Source organism: uncultured Paracoccus sp. (genome assembly GCF_947496875.1).
In the GTDB taxonomy this organism is placed as follows: domain Bacteria; phylum Pseudomonadota; class Alphaproteobacteria; order Rhodobacterales; family Rhodobacteraceae; genus Paracoccus.
The window spans coordinates 26,402-45,531 of sequence record NZ_CANMEH010000013.1; the positions used below are offsets into that span (position 1 = coordinate 26,402).

Below are 19,130 nucleotides of genomic sequence, written 5' to 3' on the forward strand. Positions count from 1 at the left end.
TTTGCGGCTGCCGGATTCGATCCGGCGGCCGTCAGGTCCTTGGCAGATCTGTCACGGCTGCCGGTGATGAAGAAGGAAGAGCTTCTCAAGCTCCAGCGCGCCAATCCGCCCTTCGGCGGGTTTCTCGCTGCCGATCTAAAGGATGTCGGCCGGATCTACGTGTCGCCCGGCCCGATCTTCGAGCCGTCGCTTTCGGGCGGCGGTGGCCACGGCTTGGACCTTCTATTCAGATCGGCCAGCGTGGGTGCGGGCGACATCATTCTGAACACCTGGATGTATCACCTCGTGCCGGCGGGGCTTTTGTTCGACGAAGCGGCACAGGCCGCCGGGGCCACCGTAATTCCCGGCGGCGTCGGCAATACCGAGCTTCAGGCGCAGATCATCGTCGAAACCGGCGTCACTTCGATCTGCGCATCCACCGCGTTTTTCCTGACGCTGGCGGACAAGGTGATCGAAACCTATGGCCGCGACGCCTGGAAGGTGAAAACGGCCTTCCTCGGTGGTGAGATGGGCGACTGGATGGCCAAGCGCCGCCGGATCGAGGCAGACTATGGCGTGACGACCTGGGCTGCCTATGCCACTGCGGATCTGGGCCTTGTCGGCTATGAGGATGGCGGCGATGGCTATGTGGTTCATCCCGACCGCGTTGTGCAGATCTGCGATCCGGTCAGTGGAGAACAGGTCGCTCACGGGGAACCGGGTGAGGTTGTTGTGACCGCGCGCGATGCCACCTGGCCGATGATTCGGTTTGGCACCGGAGACAGCGCTTTTGCGCTGGGGAGCAACGCTGATGGCACCGTCAGCCGGATTTCCGCACTGCAGGGCCGAGTCGGCGCAGCGGTCAAAGTGCGCGAGATTTTCGTTTATCCGCGCGTGATCGAGGAGGTCGTCATCGGCTCGCCCGGCGTGAAGGCCGCGCAGGCCGTGGTAACGCGCGAGAACGAACGCGACATGATCCGCATCTCGCTTGTGCTGGAAGACGGTGCCGATGCCTCGGCCGCAATCATCGCCGCTGCCGAGGCCTTCAAGTCGCATTCCAGGATCCGCGCCGACGCGGTGAGCGTGGTGCCGGAGTTGCCGGAGAATGCCGATCTGATCGTCAACGACAAGGACGGATGAGGCGCGGACCCGGACCGCGCTGATTTTCCGGGCAGATCGCAAGGCGGGCGACCAAATCCGGCTGATATGACTGTCTTGACCGAAACGGGTTTGCTCAAAGTTGCCCGCGCTCAGTCGCAGAGCGCGTCCTTCGCGGCACGGTATTCCCGGCCGAGGCGGTCGACGTAGTCCGCCGTTGTCGTCACCGCGTGAACCGCTCCGATACCCTGACCGCAGCCCCAGATGTCGCGCCATGCCTTTGGGCGGACGTCGCCGGTGGAGAGGTTTAGCTTGTTGCCTTCGCCGGTCAGGTTTTCCGGATCTAGGCCTATTGACCGGATCGAAGGTTTGAGGCAATTGGCATTCACCCCGCTGAAATGGGTAATCTCCCCCTTTTTGACGGGGTGTATTCGTAGAATTTACGCGGCCATTTTCAGTTTCATGGCAGGTGTGATGCCGCCGATGGCTCTGTTGCACAAGTCCCTTTTGGGATTCATCTCATGAATCCAGCGTGGTAGCTGGAATCCATGAGCAGACCCACACCTCCAACCTACAAGACCAGGAACTGGCCATCCTACAATGAAGCGCTCAAGCGCCGCGGATCGCTGACGATCTGGTTCGATCCCGAGATGAGCTGGGAGGCCGCACCAACTGGCAGGCGTGGCCGCCAGCAGAGCTACAGCGACGCCGCCATACAGACTTGCCTCTCGATGAAGGTGCTGTTCGGCATGGCGCTCCGGCAGACGACCGGGTTCGTCGAGAGCTTGTTGCAGCTGGTTGGTCTCGACTGGACGGTGCCCGACTTCAGCACGCTATCTCGCCGCCAGAAGACCTTGGCCGTAAACATCCCCTACCGCGGCTCCAAGGGGCCACTGCACCTGCTGATCGATAGCACCGGCATCAAGGTCGAGGGGGAAGGCGAGTGGCATGCCCGCAAGCATGGCGGTCCCAAACGGCGCGTCTGGCGCAAGATCCATCTCGGAATCGATGAGGAAACACTGGAGGTCCGCGCTGTCGAGATCACCGGGAGCCACATCGGTGATGCCCCTGTGCTACCCGACCTGCTCGGTCAGATCCCGGCGGACGAGCGGATCGGCAGCGTCACCGCCGACGGTGCCTACGACACACGTAAATGCCACGACGCCATTGCCGACCGCGGCGCCCATGCCGTCATCCCGCCCCGCAAGAACGCGAAGCCCTGGAAGACGATCACCGCTGGAGCCGTGGCGCGAAACGAGGCCCTGCGCGCGGCGAAATACCTGGGCCGCGCGCTCTGGCGACGATGGAGCGGATACCACCGCCGAAGCCGCGTCGAGACAAAGATGCATTGTGTGAAGTTGCTGGGGCAGCGGCTCATGGCGCGGGACTTCGACCGTCAGGTCGCTGAACTCCAGGTCCGAATCGCCGTCCTGAACGGATACACCGCGCTCGGCATACCCGTCACGGAAGCTGTGGGATAAGTCGGTCCGGGGAAGGGGGAACCTCGGCCATCACCCGATTTGTGCAACAGAGTCTATCCCCGATCACCGAGCGGCGGGTGACGGCTTCGCCGATCGTCAGCGGCGTGAAATGTGTAACATCGCCGCCGGCCCACATGCGGGCGGGCAGCGGGACAGGGGGCAGAAATCCACCCCTTGCGGCATGGCCATCGTCTGACAGGGCGGCAGCTGGCACGGTATCAAGGGCAATACACCAATGAACCCCCAGCGGGACATCACCTGCTCCGCCCCAAAGATGCGGACCGAACGTGGCACGGAATTTGTCGATCAGACCGTGCGTCAGGACGTCTTCTTTGGTTTCAGTGCGTCCTAGCCAGGGTGCCAGCGCGTCAAGGTCGATCTCATTCATGGTCCCTGGCCTCAGAACGACCGCGGCATACCCAGGATATGCTCGCCGACATAGGACAGGATGAGGTTGGTCGAGATCGGGGCCACCTGATACAGTCGGGCCTCGCGGAACTTGCGCTCGACATCGTATTCGCGCGCAAAGCCGAAGCCGCCATGAGTCTGGATGCAGGCATTTGCCGCTTCCCAGCTGGCATCGGCGGCCAGTAGTTTTGCCATGTTCGCCTGTGCCCCGCAATCCTGCCCGGCGTCAAAGCGTCTTGCGGCCTCGAAGCGCATCAGGTTGGCGGCCTCGACGTTCACATAGGCCTTGGCGATAGGAAACTGCACGCCCTGATTCTGACCGATCGGGCGATCGAAGACAATACGCTCGCCGGCATAGGCGCGGGCCTTGTCCACAAACCAGTATCCGTCCCCGATACATTCCCCGGCGATCAGCGTGCGCTCGGCGTTGAGCCCGTCAAGAATGTGGTAAAATCCGCGGCCTTCGGTTCCGATCAGGTTCTCGGCGGGAATCTCCAGGTTGTCGAAGAACACTTCATTGGTTTCGTGGCCCGGCATGTTGGCGATGGGGCGCACCTCCATGCCATTGCCAATGGCCTCTTTCAGATCAACCATGAAGATCGACAGGCCCTGGGACTTCTTCTTGACATCTTTCAACGGTGTGGTGCGGGCCAGCAGGATCATCAGGTCCGAATGTTGAATGCGGCTGATCCAGACCTTCTGGCCGTTGATCACATAGCGGTCGCCCTTCCTGACCGCTGTAGTCTTGAGCTTGGTGGTGTCGGTCCCGGTCGTCGGCTCGGTCACGGCCATGGACTGCAGGCGGAGCGCGCCGCTGGCGATGGCGGGCAGGTATTTCTGCTTCTGCTCGTCCGAGCCGTGCCGCAGAAGCGTGCCCATGTTATACATCTGCCCATGGCAGTGGCCCGCGTTGCCGCCGCAGCGGTTCACCTCTTCCATGATGATCGAGGCTTCGGTCAGACCCAGGCCCGATCCGCCGTATTCCTCGGGGATCATCGCGGCGAGCCAGCCCTCGCGGGTCAGCGCATCGACAAATTCCTCGGGGTAGGTTTCGTTCTCGCCGAACTTTCGATGATATTGCGGCGGGAACTGTGCACAAAGCGCGCGCAGGGCATCGCGCAGGTCGCCATGGGTGTCGGGGGCTGATGTCTGCATCGCTTATTTCGCTCCCGGTCCCGAGGTTTCAAGGATTTCCTGCTCGGCACGCTGCCACAGCTCATAAGAAATTGGGTTTTCGCTTTCCTCAAGGATATGGCCGACCAGCCCGATGGCCCGCGCCATCACGCCAAAGCCGCGCACGATCTTCCACGGAAAGCCGAATTCGCAGCAGATCGCGCCTATGGCACCGGTAGCGTTGATCGGCAGCATCTTGCCCGATTTCGCCTCGGCCACGCCCTGAATTTTCTGGATCAACTCGATGTATTGACCGGATCTGCCGTTCTCGGCTGCGATCTGGAACAGGCGCGGTGTGCGCGGATCGACCGGCTTGTGAACCGGGTGGCCCAGCCCCGGCACGATGGCCTTGCGGGCGTGGAACTTCTCAACCGTTTCCAGCGCTATGGCATCCAGGTCGGCGCCGGTGCCGCGCCTGTCCTGCGGCAGCGCCTCGTAGAGCATTTTTGAGGCGCCCTCCATCGAGCCAACAAAGACCGTGCCCAGCCCGCACAGTCCCGCCGCCACCGCCGCCTGAAGCGATTCCGGTGCGCCCATATATGTCATGCGCGCGGCCAGCGCCGAGGGCGTGATGCCATGTTCTACCAGGGTGATGATGATGGCGTTGAAGACCCGGCTTTCCTCTGGCGTGGCCTTGCGGCCCGTCAGTTGCAGAAAGGCGAGATCGCCCAGGTTCATGTGGCCCAGGATCTCGTTCGGCAGATCAAGGCCCCGCACGCAGATCTTTTCCGGCGTGCTCCAGGCGATGTTCGAGCTAATCTTTTCCTTACGTTTTCCCATCAGACCGGATCCCACGAAAAGACGTCCGCCGACACTTCGAGCGGTGTGAACTGCGATCTGAGCGTGGGCATGGCGCGCTCGGCGATTTCGTCCGCTGTCCAGCCCTCGCCGGAATGAACCGACCGCACCGGGCGGGGCTGGTTGAACAGGAAGATCTCGTTCTTGCGAACCGCAAAGACTTGTCCGGACACGTCAGCCGCGCGGTCGCTCATCAGGAAACAGGCCATCGGCGCAACTTTTGCAGGGGTCATCTGCTTGATTTTCTCGACCCGCGCCACCTGTTCCGGGGTGTCTGTCTTGATAGACGAGATCATCCGGCTCCAGGCGAAGGGCGCGATGCAGTTCGACCGCACGTTCCACCGCTTCAGGTCGAGCGCAATCGATTTCGACAAGGCGGCGATGCCCAATTTGGCAGACGCATAATTGGCCTGCGCCAGATTGCCGATCAGACCCGAGGTCGAGGTCATGTGAACCAGAGCGCCGCCTTCCTGTTCGCGGAAATAATCGGCGGCAGCGCGGCTGGTATTGAAGGCACCATAAAGATGGACCTTCACCACCGCATCGAAATCCTCGTATGTCATCTTGTGGAAAAACCCGTCGCGCAGGATGCCTGCGTTGTTGACCACCGCGTCAATGCGACCGAATTCCTTGACACCGGCCTCGATCATCGCACGCGCGGCCTCGGGGTCGGTGACCGAACCGCCATCGGCGATCGCATCACCTCCGGCGGCTTTGATCTCTGCGACGACGGCCTGAGCGGCGCTTTCGGTCTGGCCGGTGCCTTTCAGGGACGCCCCCAGATCATTGACTACCACCGCCGCCCCTTCGGACGCCGCCATCAGCGCGATATCGCGGCCGATACCGCCACCCGCGCCGGTGACCAGAACCACTTTTCCGTCAAGCGCCTTCGCCATCTTCATCCCTCCTCAGTTTGCCTTGCGGTACTTGTCGAGCCCGCCGGTATGCATGACCCGGCCCATGAGAGGCACGCCGATGATCTCTTCCGCCTTGACCGCCGCTGCGATCAGCTTGTCCAGATCAATGCCGGTTTCGATGCCAAGCTCGTGGCACAGGAACACCGCATCCTCAGTGCAGACATTTCCTGCGGCGCGGGCGTGGCCGTGGCCCGCGAAAGGACAGCCGCCAAGACCGGCGACCGAACTTTCGAACATGTCCACGCCCATCGACAGGGCGGCATGGAGATTGGCGATGCCAAGCCCGCGCGTGTCATGAATATGCATCCCGATGCGGGCACTGGGTGCCAGTTCCCGCAGCGCGCCGATCATTCGTTTGAGAGCCTCGGGGTTGCCCCAGCCCATTGTATCGGCGATCACAAGGATCGGTACGGGGATGTCCTCTTCTTCGCACAGCTGAAGAACGAAGCGGAAATCGTCCAAGATGCGCTCTTGCGGGATGGGGCCTTCGAGGTTGCAGCCGAAGGCCGTCATCACATAGGCCGCGTCGATCGTATATCCCTCTTCCTTGTAAAGACGAACCCAGTCGCGTTGTTTTTCCCGCATTTCCGCGGAGGAACAATTGTTGTTCGATTGGGCAAACGCCTCGGAAGGATATAACAGCAGGCGCGGGTCGATATCGACCTCATGCGCCGTCAGGGCCTTGCGAAACCCTTTGTCGTTCAGCCATAGTGACGTGTAATTCACGCCCGGCTTGCGCTTGATACGCTGGAACAACTCCCCGGTGTCCGCCATCTGCGGCACGTATTTCGGGCTGACAAAGCTGCCGACCTGAATGCGCTTCAGACCGGTGTCGCTGAGCATATCGATCAGTTCGATCCGCTGTTCGATCGGATAGATCTTCTTTTCGATCTGAAAGCCCTCGCGCGGGCCTTCCTCACGAAATTCGACGAATTTGGGAAAGTCGCTCATCTCATTGCTCCTCGGATGGCAGTATCTCGGCGATGACCTGGCCGCGATTGACCATGTCACCATTCGAGACGGATATCTTGCTGGCGGTACCGGCTGCGGCAGCGCGGATCGAGATTTCAAGTTTCATTGATTCCATGACCGCGATCACGTCGCCTGCGGCGACGGGTTGACCGTCGGTCACCTTGATCTCGACGATCATGCCGGTTAGCGGCGAGACCACGGCGCGATCCGCTGCCGCATCGCCGCCGGCAAAGGCCAGCGGCGTGGCCGGGCGAAAGATCAGCCGACCTTCGGGCGTGTCCATCTCAATCACCCCGGCGTGGAGCCGCGCGTCGATCAAAAGGACGGTATCGCCCTCGCTCAGGCGCCATCGACCCGGCGTGATTTCACGCGCGGTCAACATGGTAGCATCGCCGTTTTCCAAAATAACGGTGTATTTGTCACCCGGTTTGACAGGGCCGACGCGCAATTCCTCCGATGCACCGGCGGAATCGGTGAGCGTCACGCGCTGTCCCGCCTCAACCGCATCTCCACCCAGGCCAAGCCGCCAGCCGGTGAAGGTATCGCGGTTGCTCCAGGGATCCACGTCCGCATCGCGGCGCGACGTTGCCACGAACAGAATCGCGGCTGCCGCCTTCCACCGCTCGGGGCGGGTAAGGGGGGGCGGCTGTGTCAGCGCGTCAAGCTGGCCGTCGATCCAGCGCGTATGAACCTGCATCTGCCCGAATTCGGGGTTTCGCGCTAGCGCCGTCAGAAAGGCACGGTTAGTTTCCACGCCCTCCACCGCGATATGGTCCAGCGCCGTCGCCAGCCGCGCCAAGGCGGTTTCCCGGTCGGGCGCGTGAACGATCAGCTTAGCGATCATCGGGTCGTAATAGGGCGTCACCGCGTCGCCTTCTTCGACACCGCTGTCGATCCGCAGGCCGCCGGGCAGGCTGAGCGTGGTCAGCGTGCCCGTCGAGGGGGCGAATTGCATGGCCGGGTCTTCGGCATAAAGCCGCGCCTCGACGGCGTGGCCGTTGATCCGCAGATCCTCCTGAACAAGCCCCAAGCCCGCGCCCTCGGCAATGCGCAGGTGCAACGCGACCAGGTCCAGCCCGGTGATCGCCTCTGTGACGGGGTGTTCCACCTGGATGCGCGGGTTCACCTCCAGAAAGAAATACTCGTCCCCCGCGACCAGAAATTCGACCGTGCCCAGGCCGCGATAATTGAGCGTTTCGCCCAGGCGCACCGCGTCATGCGCGATCTCGTCAAGAAGCGCGCGAGGCAAGCCCCAAGCCGGGGCCTCTTCGATGACCTTCTGGTGGCGGCGCTGAAGCGTGCAGTCGCGCTCGAACAGGTGCAGCACATGGCCCTTGCCGTCGCCCGCGATCTGCACCTCGACATGGCGTGCCTCGGGCAGGAAGCGTTCCAGCAGAAGGCCCTCGGAGCCAAAGGTGGACTTTGCTTCGCGCAGCGCGCCCTCGATGTCCTCCACAAGCGTGGCTTCAACCGTCACGAGCCGCTGCCCGCGCCCGCCGCCGCCGCCGACCGCCTTGAGCAGCACCGGTAGGCCCATCTTGCGCACTTCCTGTGCGATTTCCTGCGGGTTGGAGCGCGCGCCCTGGGCGCCCGAGACAACCGGAATGCCGGCAGCAACCGCCGCATCCTTGGCGCTGGCCTTGTCGCCGAAGCGTTCCAGCGTGTCCGGTGTCGGCCCCATGAAGATCATGCCTGCGGCTTCGACCGCGCGGGCGAAATCTGCGTTCTCTGCCAGAAAGCCGTAACCGGGATGGATCGCATCGGCGCCGACGGATCTGGCGGCGGCGATGACTGCGTCGATCTTCAGATAGCTCTCGGATGCGGGACCGGCACCGATGCAGACAGATTTGCCGATCTCACGGACGTGAAGGGCGTTGGCGTCGGCCTGCGAATGCACGCCAACAGGGGTGATGCCGCTGGCCCGCGCGGTGCGTGCGATTCGGCAGGCGATTTCGCCGCGATTGGCGATAAGAAGCGTTTTGATTTTCATGGTTTGCGCCTCACATCCTGAACACGCCGAAATGCGTTTCGACCTTGGGCCTGCGCGAAGCGATGTCCAGCATCAGCGCCATGACGTCCCGGGTCTCGGCAGGCTCGATCACGCTGTCGATCCAGAGGTTGGAGGCGAAATTGTAGGCCCCCTGGAAATCCTCGTATTCCTTGCGGATTGGTGCCTTGAAGGTTTCCTCCTCCTCGGGTGTCCATTTCTTGCCTTCGCGTTCGTTGATCTGGGCGCGCACCTGCGCTAGCACGCTGGCGGCCTGTTCCGGCCCCATGATCGCGGACCGGCCCGTGGGCCAGGCGAACATCGCGTCCGGCTGGAACGGGCGGCCAAGCATGGCCAGGTAACCCGCCCCGTAAGAGCCGCCGGTGATGATGGTGAACTTCGGCACCCGCGCCGAAGACATGGCGGTGATCATCTTGGCGCCCGCCTTGGCAATGCCCATCTGCTCGACGTCGCGGCCTACCATGAAGCCGTTCACATCCGCGAGGAACAGCAGCGGGATATCGCGCTGGACGCAGAGATTGATGAAATGCGTAGCCTTCAGCGCGGCCTCGACAAAGAGCACGCCGGTGTTGGCCAGGATGCCGACCTCGTGGCCATGGATTCGGCCCCAGCCGGTCATGAGGGTGTCGCCGAAAAGCGGCTTGAACTCGTGAAAATCGCTGTCATCGACAAGGCGCGCAACAATCTCGCGGTTGTCGGTCGGCACCCTTGGGTCTCGGCTGACGACGCCATAGATCTCCTCGACCGGATAGGCAGGGGGGCGCGGCGACGTCGGCGTCTTGCGCGGCTGCGGTTTTTCGCCCAGGTGGCTGACGATTTCGCGGGTGATGGCCAGCGCGTGCGCGTCATCCTCGGCAAGATGGTCTGTCACGCCGGAAACGGACGAATGCATCTTACCGCCGCCCAGCGTTTCGGCATCGACCTTTTCGCCGGTCGCAGCAAAGGTCAATTCTGGCCCGCCCAGATACATGAAGCCCTGACCGCGCACGATCACCACCTCGTCGCAAAGCGCCGGGATATAGGCGCCGCCCGCGGTGCAGGGCCCCATGACCACGGCGATCTGCGGTACGCCATCGCCCGACATGCCGATCTGTTGATGGAAGATTGAGCCGAACTGCCCCTCATCGGGAAAGATACTCGCCTGCTCCGGCAGAAACGCCCCGCCGGAATCGACCAGGGTGATCACCGGAAGACGGTTTTTCCAGGCGATTTTCTGCGCCCGGACGTGTTTGCGGCAGGTCATGCCGAAATAGGTGCCGCCCTTCACGGTAGCGTCATTGGCGATTATCATGCACTGACGTCCCTCGATCACGCCGATGCCGGTGATGATCCCTGCACCGGGTGGCACGCCTTCATATTTGTTCAGCCCGGCGAGTTCTCCGATTTCAAGAAAGGGCGTTCCCGGATCGATCAGCCGCTCGACCCGTTCGCGCGGCAAGATCTTGCCTTTGCTGACATGCCGTTCCCGCGCATTTTCCGGGCCGCCGACGCGTTGTAGCAGCCGAAGCGCATGCAGTTCGCCGACCTTTTCCCGGTAAAGCGCATCGTTTTTCCGGAAGTCGTCGGACCCGGTGTCGAGAAGGGATTTCATTTTCGTCATGGCAGGTCCGGGTACTTTCTGAGGACAAAGGCGACCTTAGCTGCGCCGGGTTTTTCAAACGTATCCGGCGCGACCAGGCGAATGTCGGCCCTGAAAACGAGGGCATCGCGCAAGCGCTGCTCAATCTTATTCTTGAGGGCGTTGTCATCAGATGGATCGCGACCGGGACCGCGTTCGACGATCACTTTCAGCGCGCCCTGAGTAGTGTGGCCTTCGAAATCTGCCACGATCCGCATGACACCATTGGTTTCGGGCACCATTTCTGTGATCACGCTGTTGATCGCCGAAGGAAACACATTGGCCCCGCGCACAATCAGCATGTCGTCGGTCCGACCGGTGCAACGGATCTTGGGGCCGGTGCGGCCGCAGGAGCACTCGGTGTCGATGACCTCAATATAATCGCCCGACCGGAACCGCACCAGCGGGCTTGCCCGCCGGCCGATCGCGGTATAGATCATCTCGCCCTCGGCGCCTTTTTTCCAAGGAATGATCTCGCCACTTTCGGGATTGAGCAGTTCGGTGATGATGTAGTCCATGTTGACCATATGCATGCCCGATTGCGCGTCGCATTCGGCCCAATAGGTCACGCCCAGATCGGTGCCCCCCAGCATCTCGGTGCATTTGGCACCCCAGGCCGCTTCGATCTTGGCGCGGATCGCCGGGATGCCGCCGCCCGGTTCGCCGCCCACGACCACCCGCTCGACGCCCAGCTCGCTGGCCTTGCAGCCAAGCACTTCCGGAGCCTTTTCAGCCAGTTGCAGAACGAAGTTAGGTGCGCCGACGATACAGCGCGGGCGCGTGTCCGCACAAGCGCGCAGCAGCCTTTCCGCGCCGCCATCCGCCCCCACCGGCACGTCGATCGCACCCATGTATTGCAGTCCCTGCATCACCGGGATGCCGCCGACAAAGCCCTTGGCCAGCGAAAACGCATGCAGCACCATGTCGCCGGGCCGCACGCCGTTGGCAAAGAAACAGCGCGCCGTCATCTCGTGCCACATCTCGGCGTCGGATTCGGTCAGGGCCACATATGCGGGGCTGCCGGTTGTCCCCGACGAGGCCTGCATCTGGATGATGTCGGCCATCGGCGCGGCGCGGTGCTTGCCGAAGGGCGGCTCTGCCGCGAGGCTTTCGCGAATCTCGGTCTTGTATGTGTAGGGCAGCTTTTGCAGATCTTCGATGGTGCGGATATCGCCGAATTCCACACCGGCCTCGGCGAACTTCTCCTGATAGAAGGTCGAGTTCACCTTGAGATAGGCCATTTGATCGCGCAGCCGCTCTTCCTGAATGCGGCGCACCTCCTCGAGCGGCGTGCCCTCGACTGGGTGCCAGAAGTGATCGTTTACCTTGTCGGCGGCATCCTCCCGCCGGAAGCGCATTCTAAATTGCATATTATCCTCCATTCCCGGCCGGGCGATCAATAGGACCGCGGCAGACCCATGACCTTTTCGCCGATGAAGCTCAGGCACAGCTCGCGGTTCACGGGTGCCGTACGCAACAGGCGCACCAGCGGATACATCTCGTAGAGTCCGGTATCCTCGGTGAAACCCGATCCGCCATGCGCCTGCAGTGCGGCGTCCACCGCTTCGATCCCGGCTTCGGCGGCGAAGTATTTGGCCATGTTCGACGAGGCCCCCGCGGGCAGCTTGTTGTCGAACTCCCACGCGGCGCGACGGGTCATCAGGCTGGCCATTTCAATGGCGGTGTAGGCCTTGGCCATCGGGTGCTGCACACCCTGGTGCGCCCCGATGGGTTGACCGAAGACATTGCGTTCGGACGCATAGGCCACACCTTTGTTCAGGGCGAAGCGGCCGATGCCGCAGCATAGTGCGGCCAGGATGATGCGCTCGGGGTTGAGGCTGTCGAACAGGATGGAAAACCCTTCGTCCACTTCGCCGACCACGTCCTCGGGACCCAGATCCACCTCGTCGAAAAACAGGGTCCACTGTTCTTCGGGCAAGGGGATCGAGATCTTCACCCGTTGTTGCGCGACGCCCTTCTTTTTCAGGTCCACGGCAAAAAGGGTGAACCCGTCGGTCTTGCGGCTGACCTCGGTGTGCGGCTTGGTCCGCGCCACAACCAGGCAATAGTCGGACACATCGGCCCCGGTGATGAAGGTCTTTTCCCCCGTCAGGCTGAACCGGTTGCCCCGGCGCTTGGCCAGCGTGGTGGACTTCATCGTGTTCGACCCGGCCCCCGGTTCGGTGATCGCGAAACAGAACTGGATTTCGCCCCGGCAGGCGGCTGGAAGCAGCTCTTTCTTGTGGAACTCGGTGCCGTGGCTGGCGATATGGGCCAGCGACATGGTCGGGCCGACCACCATCATCAGCAGCGGAATGCCGTGATTGGCCGTGCCTTCCATGAACAGGGCCATCTCGGTCATGCCAAGCCCGGCACCGCCGTATTCTTCGGGAACCATGATGCCCAGAAAGCCGTCATCGGCAATCTTTTGGAACATGTCCCTGGGAAATTCATGTTTCCGGGCATGCCGCAGCCAATAATCGTTGTCGAATTCTTGCGCCAACTGACCGCCGTATTCGTAGATCTGGCGTTGTTCGTCGTTCAAAGTGAATTCCATGTTTTCCTCAAGTCTTGAATTCGGGGGCGCGCCGGTTCTCGAATGCGTCGAGCCCCTCGGCCACGTCATCACTGGGCAACGCGCGCACGGCGGCGTCACGCTCCAGCCGCATTTGCTGGTCGATGCCCAAGTCCGCACCTTCCCGTGCCAGCCGCTTCATCTCGGCGATACCGGGACGCGACCGGGTCGCGATCTTTTGGCAGTATTCCAGCGCGGACTTGTGCAGATCCGCATCCGGCACGATGTAATTGACCAAACCCGCCTCTTTGGCCTCCTCGGCCTTCAGCCAGCGAGCCGAAAACATCAAGTCAAGCGCCCGGCGTTGTCCCATCAGCCGCGTCAGACGCTGCGAACCGCCCCAGCCGGGTATCAGACCAAATTGCGCATGTTGATCGCCGAACTGCGCCGTCTCGGCTCCGAAACACACGTCACATGCTAGCATTAGTTCGACCCCGCCGGCCAAACACAAGCCCTGCACTGCCACTACGACAGGGAGGGAGGAGGATTCGAGTGCGCGCAGGTTGTTCATGCCAAAGGCGACGAAATGGTCCAGCGCGGCGGGATCGTTCAGTTTGCCCTTCACCTCAGTCAGATCGGCTCCGGTGCAAAAATGTTTGCCCTGTGCCCGGATCAGGATCGACCGAACATTCCGTTCGGCCTCGAACCTGGCGCGCGCGTTCGAAATGCATTCATGCACCTTGAGCGACAAGCAATTGAACTTCTCTGGTCGAGCCAGCTCGATGATGCCGACGCTACCTTCGATGGTTACGGCGACGGGAGCGCTCATTTCGCTACTCCCTTCGCCTTCTTGTCATACTGCAGCGCCAGCCGCCCGACCTTCTCGCGGGCAATCACCAGCTTCTGGATCTGCGCGGTGCCGTCGCCAATCTGCAGACCGAGCACGTCGTTGTAACGCTGATGATGGGGCAGGTCGGTGGTGTATCCGTAATGCCCGTGCAGGATCAGACACTGGTGAATGATCTCGCAGGCGGTCTTGGGCAGATACCACTTGCACATCGCCGCCTCGGAGGTATGGGGCAGGCCGCGGTCGCGCAGATCCAGCGTGTAATAACAAAGCTGCCGCATCATGGTAAGTTGCGTCTCGGCCTCTGCCAGCGGGAAGCTGACGCCCTGATATTGCACGATGGGGGCGCCGAACGCCTCGCGTTCCCGGACATAGGCCCAGGTTTCGTCCACCGATGCCTGTGCCGCGCCCAGGCATTCCAGTCCTATCAGCGCGCGGGAATAGTCGAACCCCGCCATGATCGTGCCGAAAGCGCGGTCCTGTTCGGCCATCATGCTTTCGGCCGGCACAAACACATCGTCGAAAAACACTGATCCGCGTCCGACCGGCTTGGTGCCGATGTCGTCGAAATGGGTACGCTTGATGCCCTCCTGGTTCAGATCGACAAAAAACGCGCTGACCCCGCGTGAGCCTCCGTCCGGATCGCCGGTACGCGCAAAGACTACCGCCGCATCGGCTTGGGATGCAAAGCTCATCGAGGTCTTCTCGCCGTTCAGCCGCCAGCCGTTGCCGGACTTCGTGGCCTTGAGGATCAGGTTCGCCGCGTCCGAACCGCCGCGCGGTTCGGTCAGGCCCAAGCCAATGACGGCCTCCCCCGAGACTACCTTGGGCACCCATTCCGAAGCGATCTCCTGGGAAGCATGCTTGGCCACCATCCCCCCCATGAGAGAGCCGAGGAGCTGAACATAGCTTGCGTTGAAATCGGCATAGGCGATTTCCTCGACGATCAGCCCGGAAGTAACCGAACTTTCGCCAAGTCCGCCGAATTCCTCCGGCAGATCGGCACCAATTAGTCCAAGCGCGCCCATGTCGCGGATCAGCGCTCGGTCAAACGTGTGGCCGCTTGCGCGCTCCTGATAGCTGGGCGCCAGTTTTTCAGTGGCGAATCGCTTGGCGGTTTCGCGAAACGCCTTTTGATCCTCTGTTGGCTGGAATTGCATCGGCGCTCCTCCCCGTGACCGAAATATACTCTTCCCAAAAACCTAACGAATGTTAGAATATAGGTCAAGCAAAGATTTGAGGAGGATGTTCACAATGGGAAACACGCAAAGGGAAAGCTTCGGAAACCTGCTTTCGCCCATCCGCGCAGGCACACACATGGTGCGAAACCGGATCATCATGGGGTCGATGCACACACGGCTGGAAACCGAGCCCGATGGCATTTCCAAACAGATCGCGTTCTACGCTGAACGGGCCCGGGGGGAGGCGGCGATTCTGGTCACCGGAGGGTTTTCTCCCAATGCCGAGGGGCTGTTCGATCCGGAAGGTCCGCGAATCGATGACCCGGACGAGGCCATGCACCTGCGTCCGATCTGCGAGGCGGTCCAAGCCGAAGGCAGCCTGTTCTGCGCGCAGTTGCTTCATGCCGGACGCTACGCAAAAATCGAGGGCTGCGTGGCGCCATCACCGATTCGCGCGCCGATCAACCGTTTCATCCCGCGTGAGATGACCGACGCCGATATTCGCCGCACCATTGCAGATTTCGCCAAAGCCGCAGCCAACGCCCAGGCCGCGGGGTTCGATGGCGTCGAGATCATGGGTTCCGAAGGATACCTCATCAACGAATTCACTGTCACGCATACCAACACGCGTGAAGACGACTGGGGCGGCAGCGCCGAGAACCGACATCGCTTTCCGGTCGAGATCGTGCGCGCCGTGCGAGACCAATGCGGGCCGGATTTCCTTGTCATCTACCGAATTTCGGCGGCTGATCTGGTCGAGGGCGGCGCGCCTGCCGATGAAATTGCGGCACTGGCGCGCAAGATCGAGGCGGCGGGGGCGGATATTCTGAACACCGGCATCGGTTGGCACGAAGCGCGCGTGCCGACGATTGCTTATCCGGTTCCGCGAGGTGCCTGGCGGCAGGCGGCGGCCAATGTGAAGGCCGCAGTGTCCATTCCTGTGGTCGCCTCGAACCGGATCAACACGCCCGCAATGGCCGAGGACATCCTTGCCTCTGGCGAGGCAGACATGATCTCGATGGCCCGGCCCTTTCTGGCCGACCCGCATTTCGTCAAGAAGGTGCGCGAGGGCCGCGCGGACGAGATCAACACCTGCATCGCCTGCAACCAAGCCTGTCTGGATTTTATCTTTTCCGACCGGCCGGTGAGCTGTCTGGTCAACCCTCGGGCAGGCCGCGAAACCGAATTCCGGGACACGCCGACAGATTCACCCCGGAAGGTGGCGGTTGTCGGCGGCGGCGCCGCGGGCATGGCCACGGCGGCCGAGGCGGCACGGCTGGGCCATGTCGTCACCTTGTTCGAAGCCCATGACAGGCTGGGCGGTCAATTGAACCTGGCGCGTGCGGCGCCGGGCAAGGACGAGTTCGACGAAACCCTGCGCTATTATTCCGGCCAGATGCACAAACACGGCGTCACGCTGCGCCTGGGGCAGCGGGCCGGTCTGGATGATCTGACCGGTTTCGACCATGTAGTGATCGCCACAGGGGTCACGCCGCGCATTCCCGATCTGCCGGGCGTGGACCATCCGAGCGTTGCCACCTATGCCGAGATCCTGTCCGGCGAACGTGCTGCGGGTGACAACGTCGTGGTGATGGGGGCAGGCGGCATCGGCCATGACGTGGCCGAATTCCTCGTGACCGGATCGGCAGAGGTCCACAGCACCAACGCATTCTGCGAGACATGGGGCGTAGACCCGACATTCGCCGCGTCGGGCGGTCTTGCGGGCGATCCGCTGGCACCGAAACCTTCGCGTCGCAAGGTGGTCATGCTTCAGCGAAAAACCTCGAAACCGGGGGCAGGGCTTGGCGTCTCCACGGGCTGGATCCTGCGCAACGCGCTGCGCAAACACGGGGTCGAGGCCATGGGCGGCGTGGTCTATGACCGTATCGACGACGCGGGGCTGCATATCCTCATGGACGGAAAGCCAAAGGTCATCGCCGCCGATACAATCGTGCTGTGCACCGGGCAGGAGCCAGAGCGGGCGCTGGCCGAGGCCCTCGCCGGGCGCGGAGTCACCGTCACGATGATCGGCGGGGCAAAAGAGGCGGCGGAGCTTGACGCGCTGCGCGCCATTGATGAAGGGGTGCGTTTGGCGCAGGGTCTTTGAATTGGCATGAGGGGAGGATGCGATGCAGCCAGAGGTTTTTCGCGCAGGACGCACCGATCTGTATTCGATCTTTCGAAGCCGCGCGCAGGACAGTGCCAGGGTTCTTGCCGTCGAGGACGGTCGCAAACGGCAGACCTACGCCGAGTTGCTGGAGCGGGTTGATCGTCTGGCCGCCGTCTTTCTGGCGAGAGGCGTCACGCCCGGAGACAGGATCGCGATCCTGTCCCACAACCGGGCGGAATATCTTGAAACCGAACTGGCCGCTGCGGGGATCGGCGCAATCGTCGCCTGCCTGAACTGGCGGCTTGCGCCGAATGAACTGCGGCATTGCATCGACCTGGTCGAGCCGGTTCTGGCGCTGGTCGAACCCGGCCTGCGCGGCGCGTATCATGCGGTCTCCGCTACCCGATGCATGGAGATCGGGCCGGATCTGGACGCGGCCATCGCTGGGGCCAAACCAGATCCGCGCACCGGAACCCTGGTGGAGGATCCCGAGGCCGGGCTGACGATCCTTTACACATCGGGGACGACAGGCCGACCCAAGGGGGCGCTGATCAGCCACCGCGCCCATATCGCTAGATCCATGGTCCTCGCGGCGCAACTGGCGCTCGATCCCGGCGAGGGCTTCATCGCCTGGGCGCCCATGTTTCACATGGCGTCCACCGATCATGCGCTGGCGACGATCTTGCGCGGCGGCACGGTGGTGATGGTGGACGGGTTGCAACCTGCCGTCATCAATGAGGCGCTGTCACGCCACAGTATCGGCTGGTTCGTGATGATGCCGGGCGCGTTGGATGCCTTCATCGCCGAGCGGCGCGCCAACCCGCTGCCGGTGAAAGGGATCAAGGTCTGCGGCGCGATGGCTGATCTGGTGCCTCCACATCAGATCGCGGAGTTGACCAGCCTTCTGGATACGCCCTTCCTGAATTCCTTCGGGGCGACCGAAACCGGCTTGCCGCCTGGCACCGCGGGTCTGATCGCGCCCGGTGTCATACCCGAAAAACTGTCCAAACGGATCAGCGCATTCTGCGAGGTCCGGCTGGTTGACCCTGAAGACCGCGACGTTCCCGACGGAACGCCCGGTGAAATGGCGATGCGCGGCCCGACGCTGTTCTCTGGCTACTGGAACGCCAACGCCACCAATGCCCGAGACTTTCGCAACGGGTTCTTCCACATGGGCGATCTGTTCCGGCGCAATCCCGATGGCACGATCGACTTTGTGGACAGGGTGAAATACCTGATCAAGACCGGCGGCGAGAACGTCTATCCGGCGGAAATCGAGCGCGTGCTTCTGGCGCATCCGTCTGTTGTCGAAGCGGCGGTGGTGCGGGCGTTCGACGCGAAATGGGGCGAAGCCCCGGTGGCCTTTGTCGCCTGCGGCAATGACCGACCGGATGCGGATGCACTGATGAATTTGTGCCGCGAAAGTCTGGCAGGCTACAAACGCCCGCGCGAGCTGCTTTTCATCGCATTCGACGATTTCCCCAGATCGACCAGCGGAAAGGTCCAGCGGCATGCCCTCGAAGCCCGGTTGAAGGTCTGACCCTCGCCCGGTGCCCGGCCCTCACCCCGCCACGCCCGTCCGCCCCACCAGCGCCATCAGCGTCGCGGTCATCGTCGCGACCAGCTTTTCCTGTCCTCCCTTGGTGGCATAGGCGCGTGCCTCGCAGATGGTCAGGTTCCTTCCCGGTTTCACCACGTCGGCAACGAAGCGAAACCGTTCGCCGTCCGCCGGGTTGAGCAGGTTGATCTTGAATTCCACCGTCAACACCGCGGCATCGGCGGGCATCAGCGAAAAACCGGCATAGCCGCACGCACTGTCGAGCGCGGTCGAAACGACTCCGGCATGCAGAAACCCATGCTGTTGGGTGAAATCAGCACTGTGGGCCATCTCTAGGACGATATGTCCGGGGGTAAGATCGGCAATCCTGATCCCAAGCGTGCGCATCACATTCTGTCGATTGAAACTGTCGCGTACGCGTGCGTCATAGGCAGGATTTTTCGGTTCGAATGGCGTCATGGCGTGCT

General features: G+C 62.3%; 16 protein-coding genes. 4 read left to right on the forward strand and 12 right to left on the reverse strand.

Annotated features, from left to right (window positions below; genetic code table 11):
• Positions 1 to 66 precede the first annotated feature (66 nt).
• Positions 67 to 1,119 (forward strand): phenylacetate--CoA ligase family protein, encoded by a 1,053-nt coding sequence (locus tag Q0938_RS14240; protein ID WP_299363610.1) that lies wholly within the window; start codon positions 67 to 69, stop codon positions 1,117 to 1,119.
• A 506-nt stretch (positions 1,120 to 1,625) separates the two neighbouring features.
• Positions 1,626 to 2,558: an IS5 family transposase gene (locus tag Q0938_RS14245; RefSeq protein ID WP_073068870.1), complete on the forward strand. Its 933-nt coding sequence runs from the start codon at positions 1,626 to 1,628 to the stop codon at positions 2,556 to 2,558.
• Here Q0938_RS14245 and Q0938_RS14250 read toward each other — a convergent pair.
• From Q0938_RS14250 to Q0938_RS14300, 11 genes are read right to left on the reverse strand one after another with little or no spacing between them, the layout of a single operon-like run.
• Positions 2,539 to 2,946 (reverse strand): hypothetical protein, encoded by a 408-nt coding sequence (locus Q0938_RS14250; protein WP_299363615.1) that lies wholly within the window; start codon positions 2,944 to 2,946, stop codon positions 2,539 to 2,541. The genes Q0938_RS14245 and Q0938_RS14250 overlap by 20 nt on opposite strands.
• Positions 2,947 to 2,957: 11 nt before the next feature.
• Positions 2,958 to 4,121: an acyl-CoA dehydrogenase family protein gene (locus tag Q0938_RS14255; protein WP_073068775.1), complete on the reverse strand. Its 1,164-nt coding sequence runs from the start codon at positions 4,119 to 4,121 to the stop codon at positions 2,958 to 2,960.
• A 3-nt stretch (positions 4,122 to 4,124) separates the two neighbouring features.
• Positions 4,125 to 4,934: a citryl-CoA lyase gene (locus Q0938_RS14260; protein WP_299363619.1), complete on the reverse strand. Its 810-nt coding sequence runs from the start codon at positions 4,932 to 4,934 to the stop codon at positions 4,125 to 4,127.
• On the reverse strand, positions 4,919 to 5,833 hold the full coding sequence (locus Q0938_RS14265; RefSeq protein ID WP_082135449.1) for an SDR family NAD(P)-dependent oxidoreductase: 915 nt from the start codon (positions 5,831 to 5,833) through the stop codon (positions 4,919 to 4,921). Before Q0938_RS14265 ends, Q0938_RS14260 begins: the two co-directional genes overlap by 16 nt.
• A 12-nt stretch (positions 5,834 to 5,845) precedes the next feature.
• Entirely contained in the window at positions 5,846 to 6,805 is a 960-nt protein-coding gene (locus Q0938_RS14270) for a hydroxymethylglutaryl-CoA lyase (protein ID WP_073068772.1), read from the reverse strand.
• Between the two features lies 1 nt (position 6,806).
• On the reverse strand, positions 6,807 to 8,816 hold the full coding sequence (locus Q0938_RS14275; protein WP_073068770.1) for a biotin carboxylase N-terminal domain-containing protein: 2,010 nt from the start codon (positions 8,814 to 8,816) through the stop codon (positions 6,807 to 6,809).
• Positions 8,817 to 8,826: 10 nt separating this feature from the next.
• Positions 8,827 to 10,434 (reverse strand): carboxyl transferase domain-containing protein, encoded by a 1,608-nt coding sequence (locus Q0938_RS14280; RefSeq protein ID WP_073068768.1) that lies wholly within the window; start codon positions 10,432 to 10,434, stop codon positions 8,827 to 8,829.
• Positions 10,431 to 11,822, reverse strand: coding sequence for an AMP-binding protein (locus tag Q0938_RS14285; protein ID WP_073068783.1), 1,392 nt, complete (start codon positions 11,820 to 11,822; stop codon positions 10,431 to 10,433). Before Q0938_RS14285 ends, Q0938_RS14280 begins: the two co-directional genes overlap by 4 nt.
• 26 nt (positions 11,823 to 11,848) lie before the next feature.
• Positions 11,849 to 13,009: an acyl-CoA dehydrogenase family protein gene (locus tag Q0938_RS14290; protein WP_047998038.1), complete on the reverse strand. Its 1,161-nt coding sequence runs from the start codon at positions 13,007 to 13,009 to the stop codon at positions 11,849 to 11,851.
• Positions 13,010 to 13,016: 7 nt separating this feature from the next.
• Positions 13,017 to 13,796: an enoyl-CoA hydratase/isomerase family protein gene (locus Q0938_RS14295; RefSeq protein WP_073068767.1), complete on the reverse strand. Its 780-nt coding sequence runs from the start codon at positions 13,794 to 13,796 to the stop codon at positions 13,017 to 13,019.
• Positions 13,793 to 14,974 (reverse strand): acyl-CoA dehydrogenase family protein, encoded by a 1,182-nt coding sequence (locus Q0938_RS14300; RefSeq protein ID WP_047998036.1) that lies wholly within the window; start codon positions 14,972 to 14,974, stop codon positions 13,793 to 13,795. The genes Q0938_RS14295 and Q0938_RS14300 overlap by 4 nt, the downstream gene beginning before the upstream one ends.
• 94 nt (positions 14,975 to 15,068) lie before the next feature.
• Here Q0938_RS14300 and Q0938_RS14305 point away from each other — a divergent pair, with 94 nt between their 5' ends.
• Positions 15,069 to 17,102 (forward strand): NADPH-dependent 2,4-dienoyl-CoA reductase, encoded by a 2,034-nt coding sequence (locus tag Q0938_RS14305; protein ID WP_073068765.1) that lies wholly within the window; start codon positions 15,069 to 15,071, stop codon positions 17,100 to 17,102.
• A 22-nt stretch (positions 17,103 to 17,124) separates the two neighbouring features.
• The gene (locus Q0938_RS14310) at positions 17,125 to 18,645 is read left to right on the forward strand and encodes an AMP-binding protein (RefSeq protein ID WP_073068763.1); all 1,521 of its coding nucleotides are present in this window, start codon (positions 17,125 to 17,127) and stop codon (positions 18,643 to 18,645) included.
• 21 nt (positions 18,646 to 18,666) lie between these two features.
• Here Q0938_RS14310 and Q0938_RS14315 read toward each other — a convergent pair whose 3' ends face one another.
• Positions 18,667 to 19,122: a PaaI family thioesterase gene (locus Q0938_RS14315; RefSeq protein ID WP_047998035.1), complete on the reverse strand. Its 456-nt coding sequence runs from the start codon at positions 19,120 to 19,122 to the stop codon at positions 18,667 to 18,669.
• Positions 19,123 to 19,130 lie beyond the last annotated feature (8 nt).

Excerpts from the sequence above, each read along its gene's own strand:
- Q0938_RS14240 (WP_299363610.1), top strand. The coding sequence starts at position 67 with ATGAAGAAGGAAGAGCTTCTCAAGCTCCAGCGCGCCAATCCGCCCTTC.
- Q0938_RS14245 (WP_073068870.1), top strand. The coding sequence starts at position 1,626 with ATGAGCAGACCCACACCTCCAACCTACAAGACCAGGAACTGGCCATCC.
- Q0938_RS14250 (WP_299363615.1), bottom strand. The coding sequence starts at position 2,946 with ATGAATGAGATCGACCTTGACGCGCTGGCACCCTGGCTAGGACGCACT.
- Q0938_RS14255 (WP_073068775.1), bottom strand. The coding sequence starts at position 4,121 with ATGCAGACATCAGCCCCCGACACCCATGGCGACCTGCGCGATGCCCTG.
- Q0938_RS14265 (WP_082135449.1), bottom strand. The coding sequence starts at position 5,833 with ATGGCGAAGGCGCTTGACGGAAAAGTGGTTCTGGTCACCGGCGCGGGT.
- Q0938_RS14270 (WP_073068772.1), bottom strand. The coding sequence starts at position 6,805 with ATGAGCGACTTTCCCAAATTCGTCGAATTTCGTGAGGAAGGCCCGCGC.
- Q0938_RS14275 (WP_073068770.1), bottom strand. The coding sequence starts at position 8,816 with ATGAAAATCAAAACGCTTCTTATCGCCAATCGCGGCGAAATCGCCTGC.
- Q0938_RS14280 (WP_073068768.1), bottom strand. The coding sequence starts at position 10,434 with ATGACGAAAATGAAATCCCTTCTCGACACCGGGTCCGACGACTTCCGG.
- Q0938_RS14285 (WP_073068783.1), bottom strand. The coding sequence starts at position 11,822 with ATGCAATTTAGAATGCGCTTCCGGCGGGAGGATGCCGCCGACAAGGTA.
- Q0938_RS14290 (WP_047998038.1), bottom strand. The coding sequence starts at position 13,009 with ATGGAATTCACTTTGAACGACGAACAACGCCAGATCTACGAATACGGC.
- Q0938_RS14295 (WP_073068767.1), bottom strand. The coding sequence starts at position 13,796 with ATGAGCGCTCCCGTCGCCGTAACCATCGAAGGTAGCGTCGGCATCATC.
- Q0938_RS14300 (WP_047998036.1), bottom strand. The coding sequence starts at position 14,974 with ATGCAATTCCAGCCAACAGAGGATCAAAAGGCGTTTCGCGAAACCGCC.
- Q0938_RS14305 (WP_073068765.1), top strand. The coding sequence starts at position 15,069 with ATGGGAAACACGCAAAGGGAAAGCTTCGGAAACCTGCTTTCGCCCATC.
- Q0938_RS14310 (WP_073068763.1), top strand. The coding sequence starts at position 17,125 with ATGCAGCCAGAGGTTTTTCGCGCAGGACGCACCGATCTGTATTCGATC.
- Q0938_RS14315 (WP_047998035.1), bottom strand. The coding sequence starts at position 19,122 with ATGACGCCATTCGAACCGAAAAATCCTGCCTATGACGCACGCGTACGC.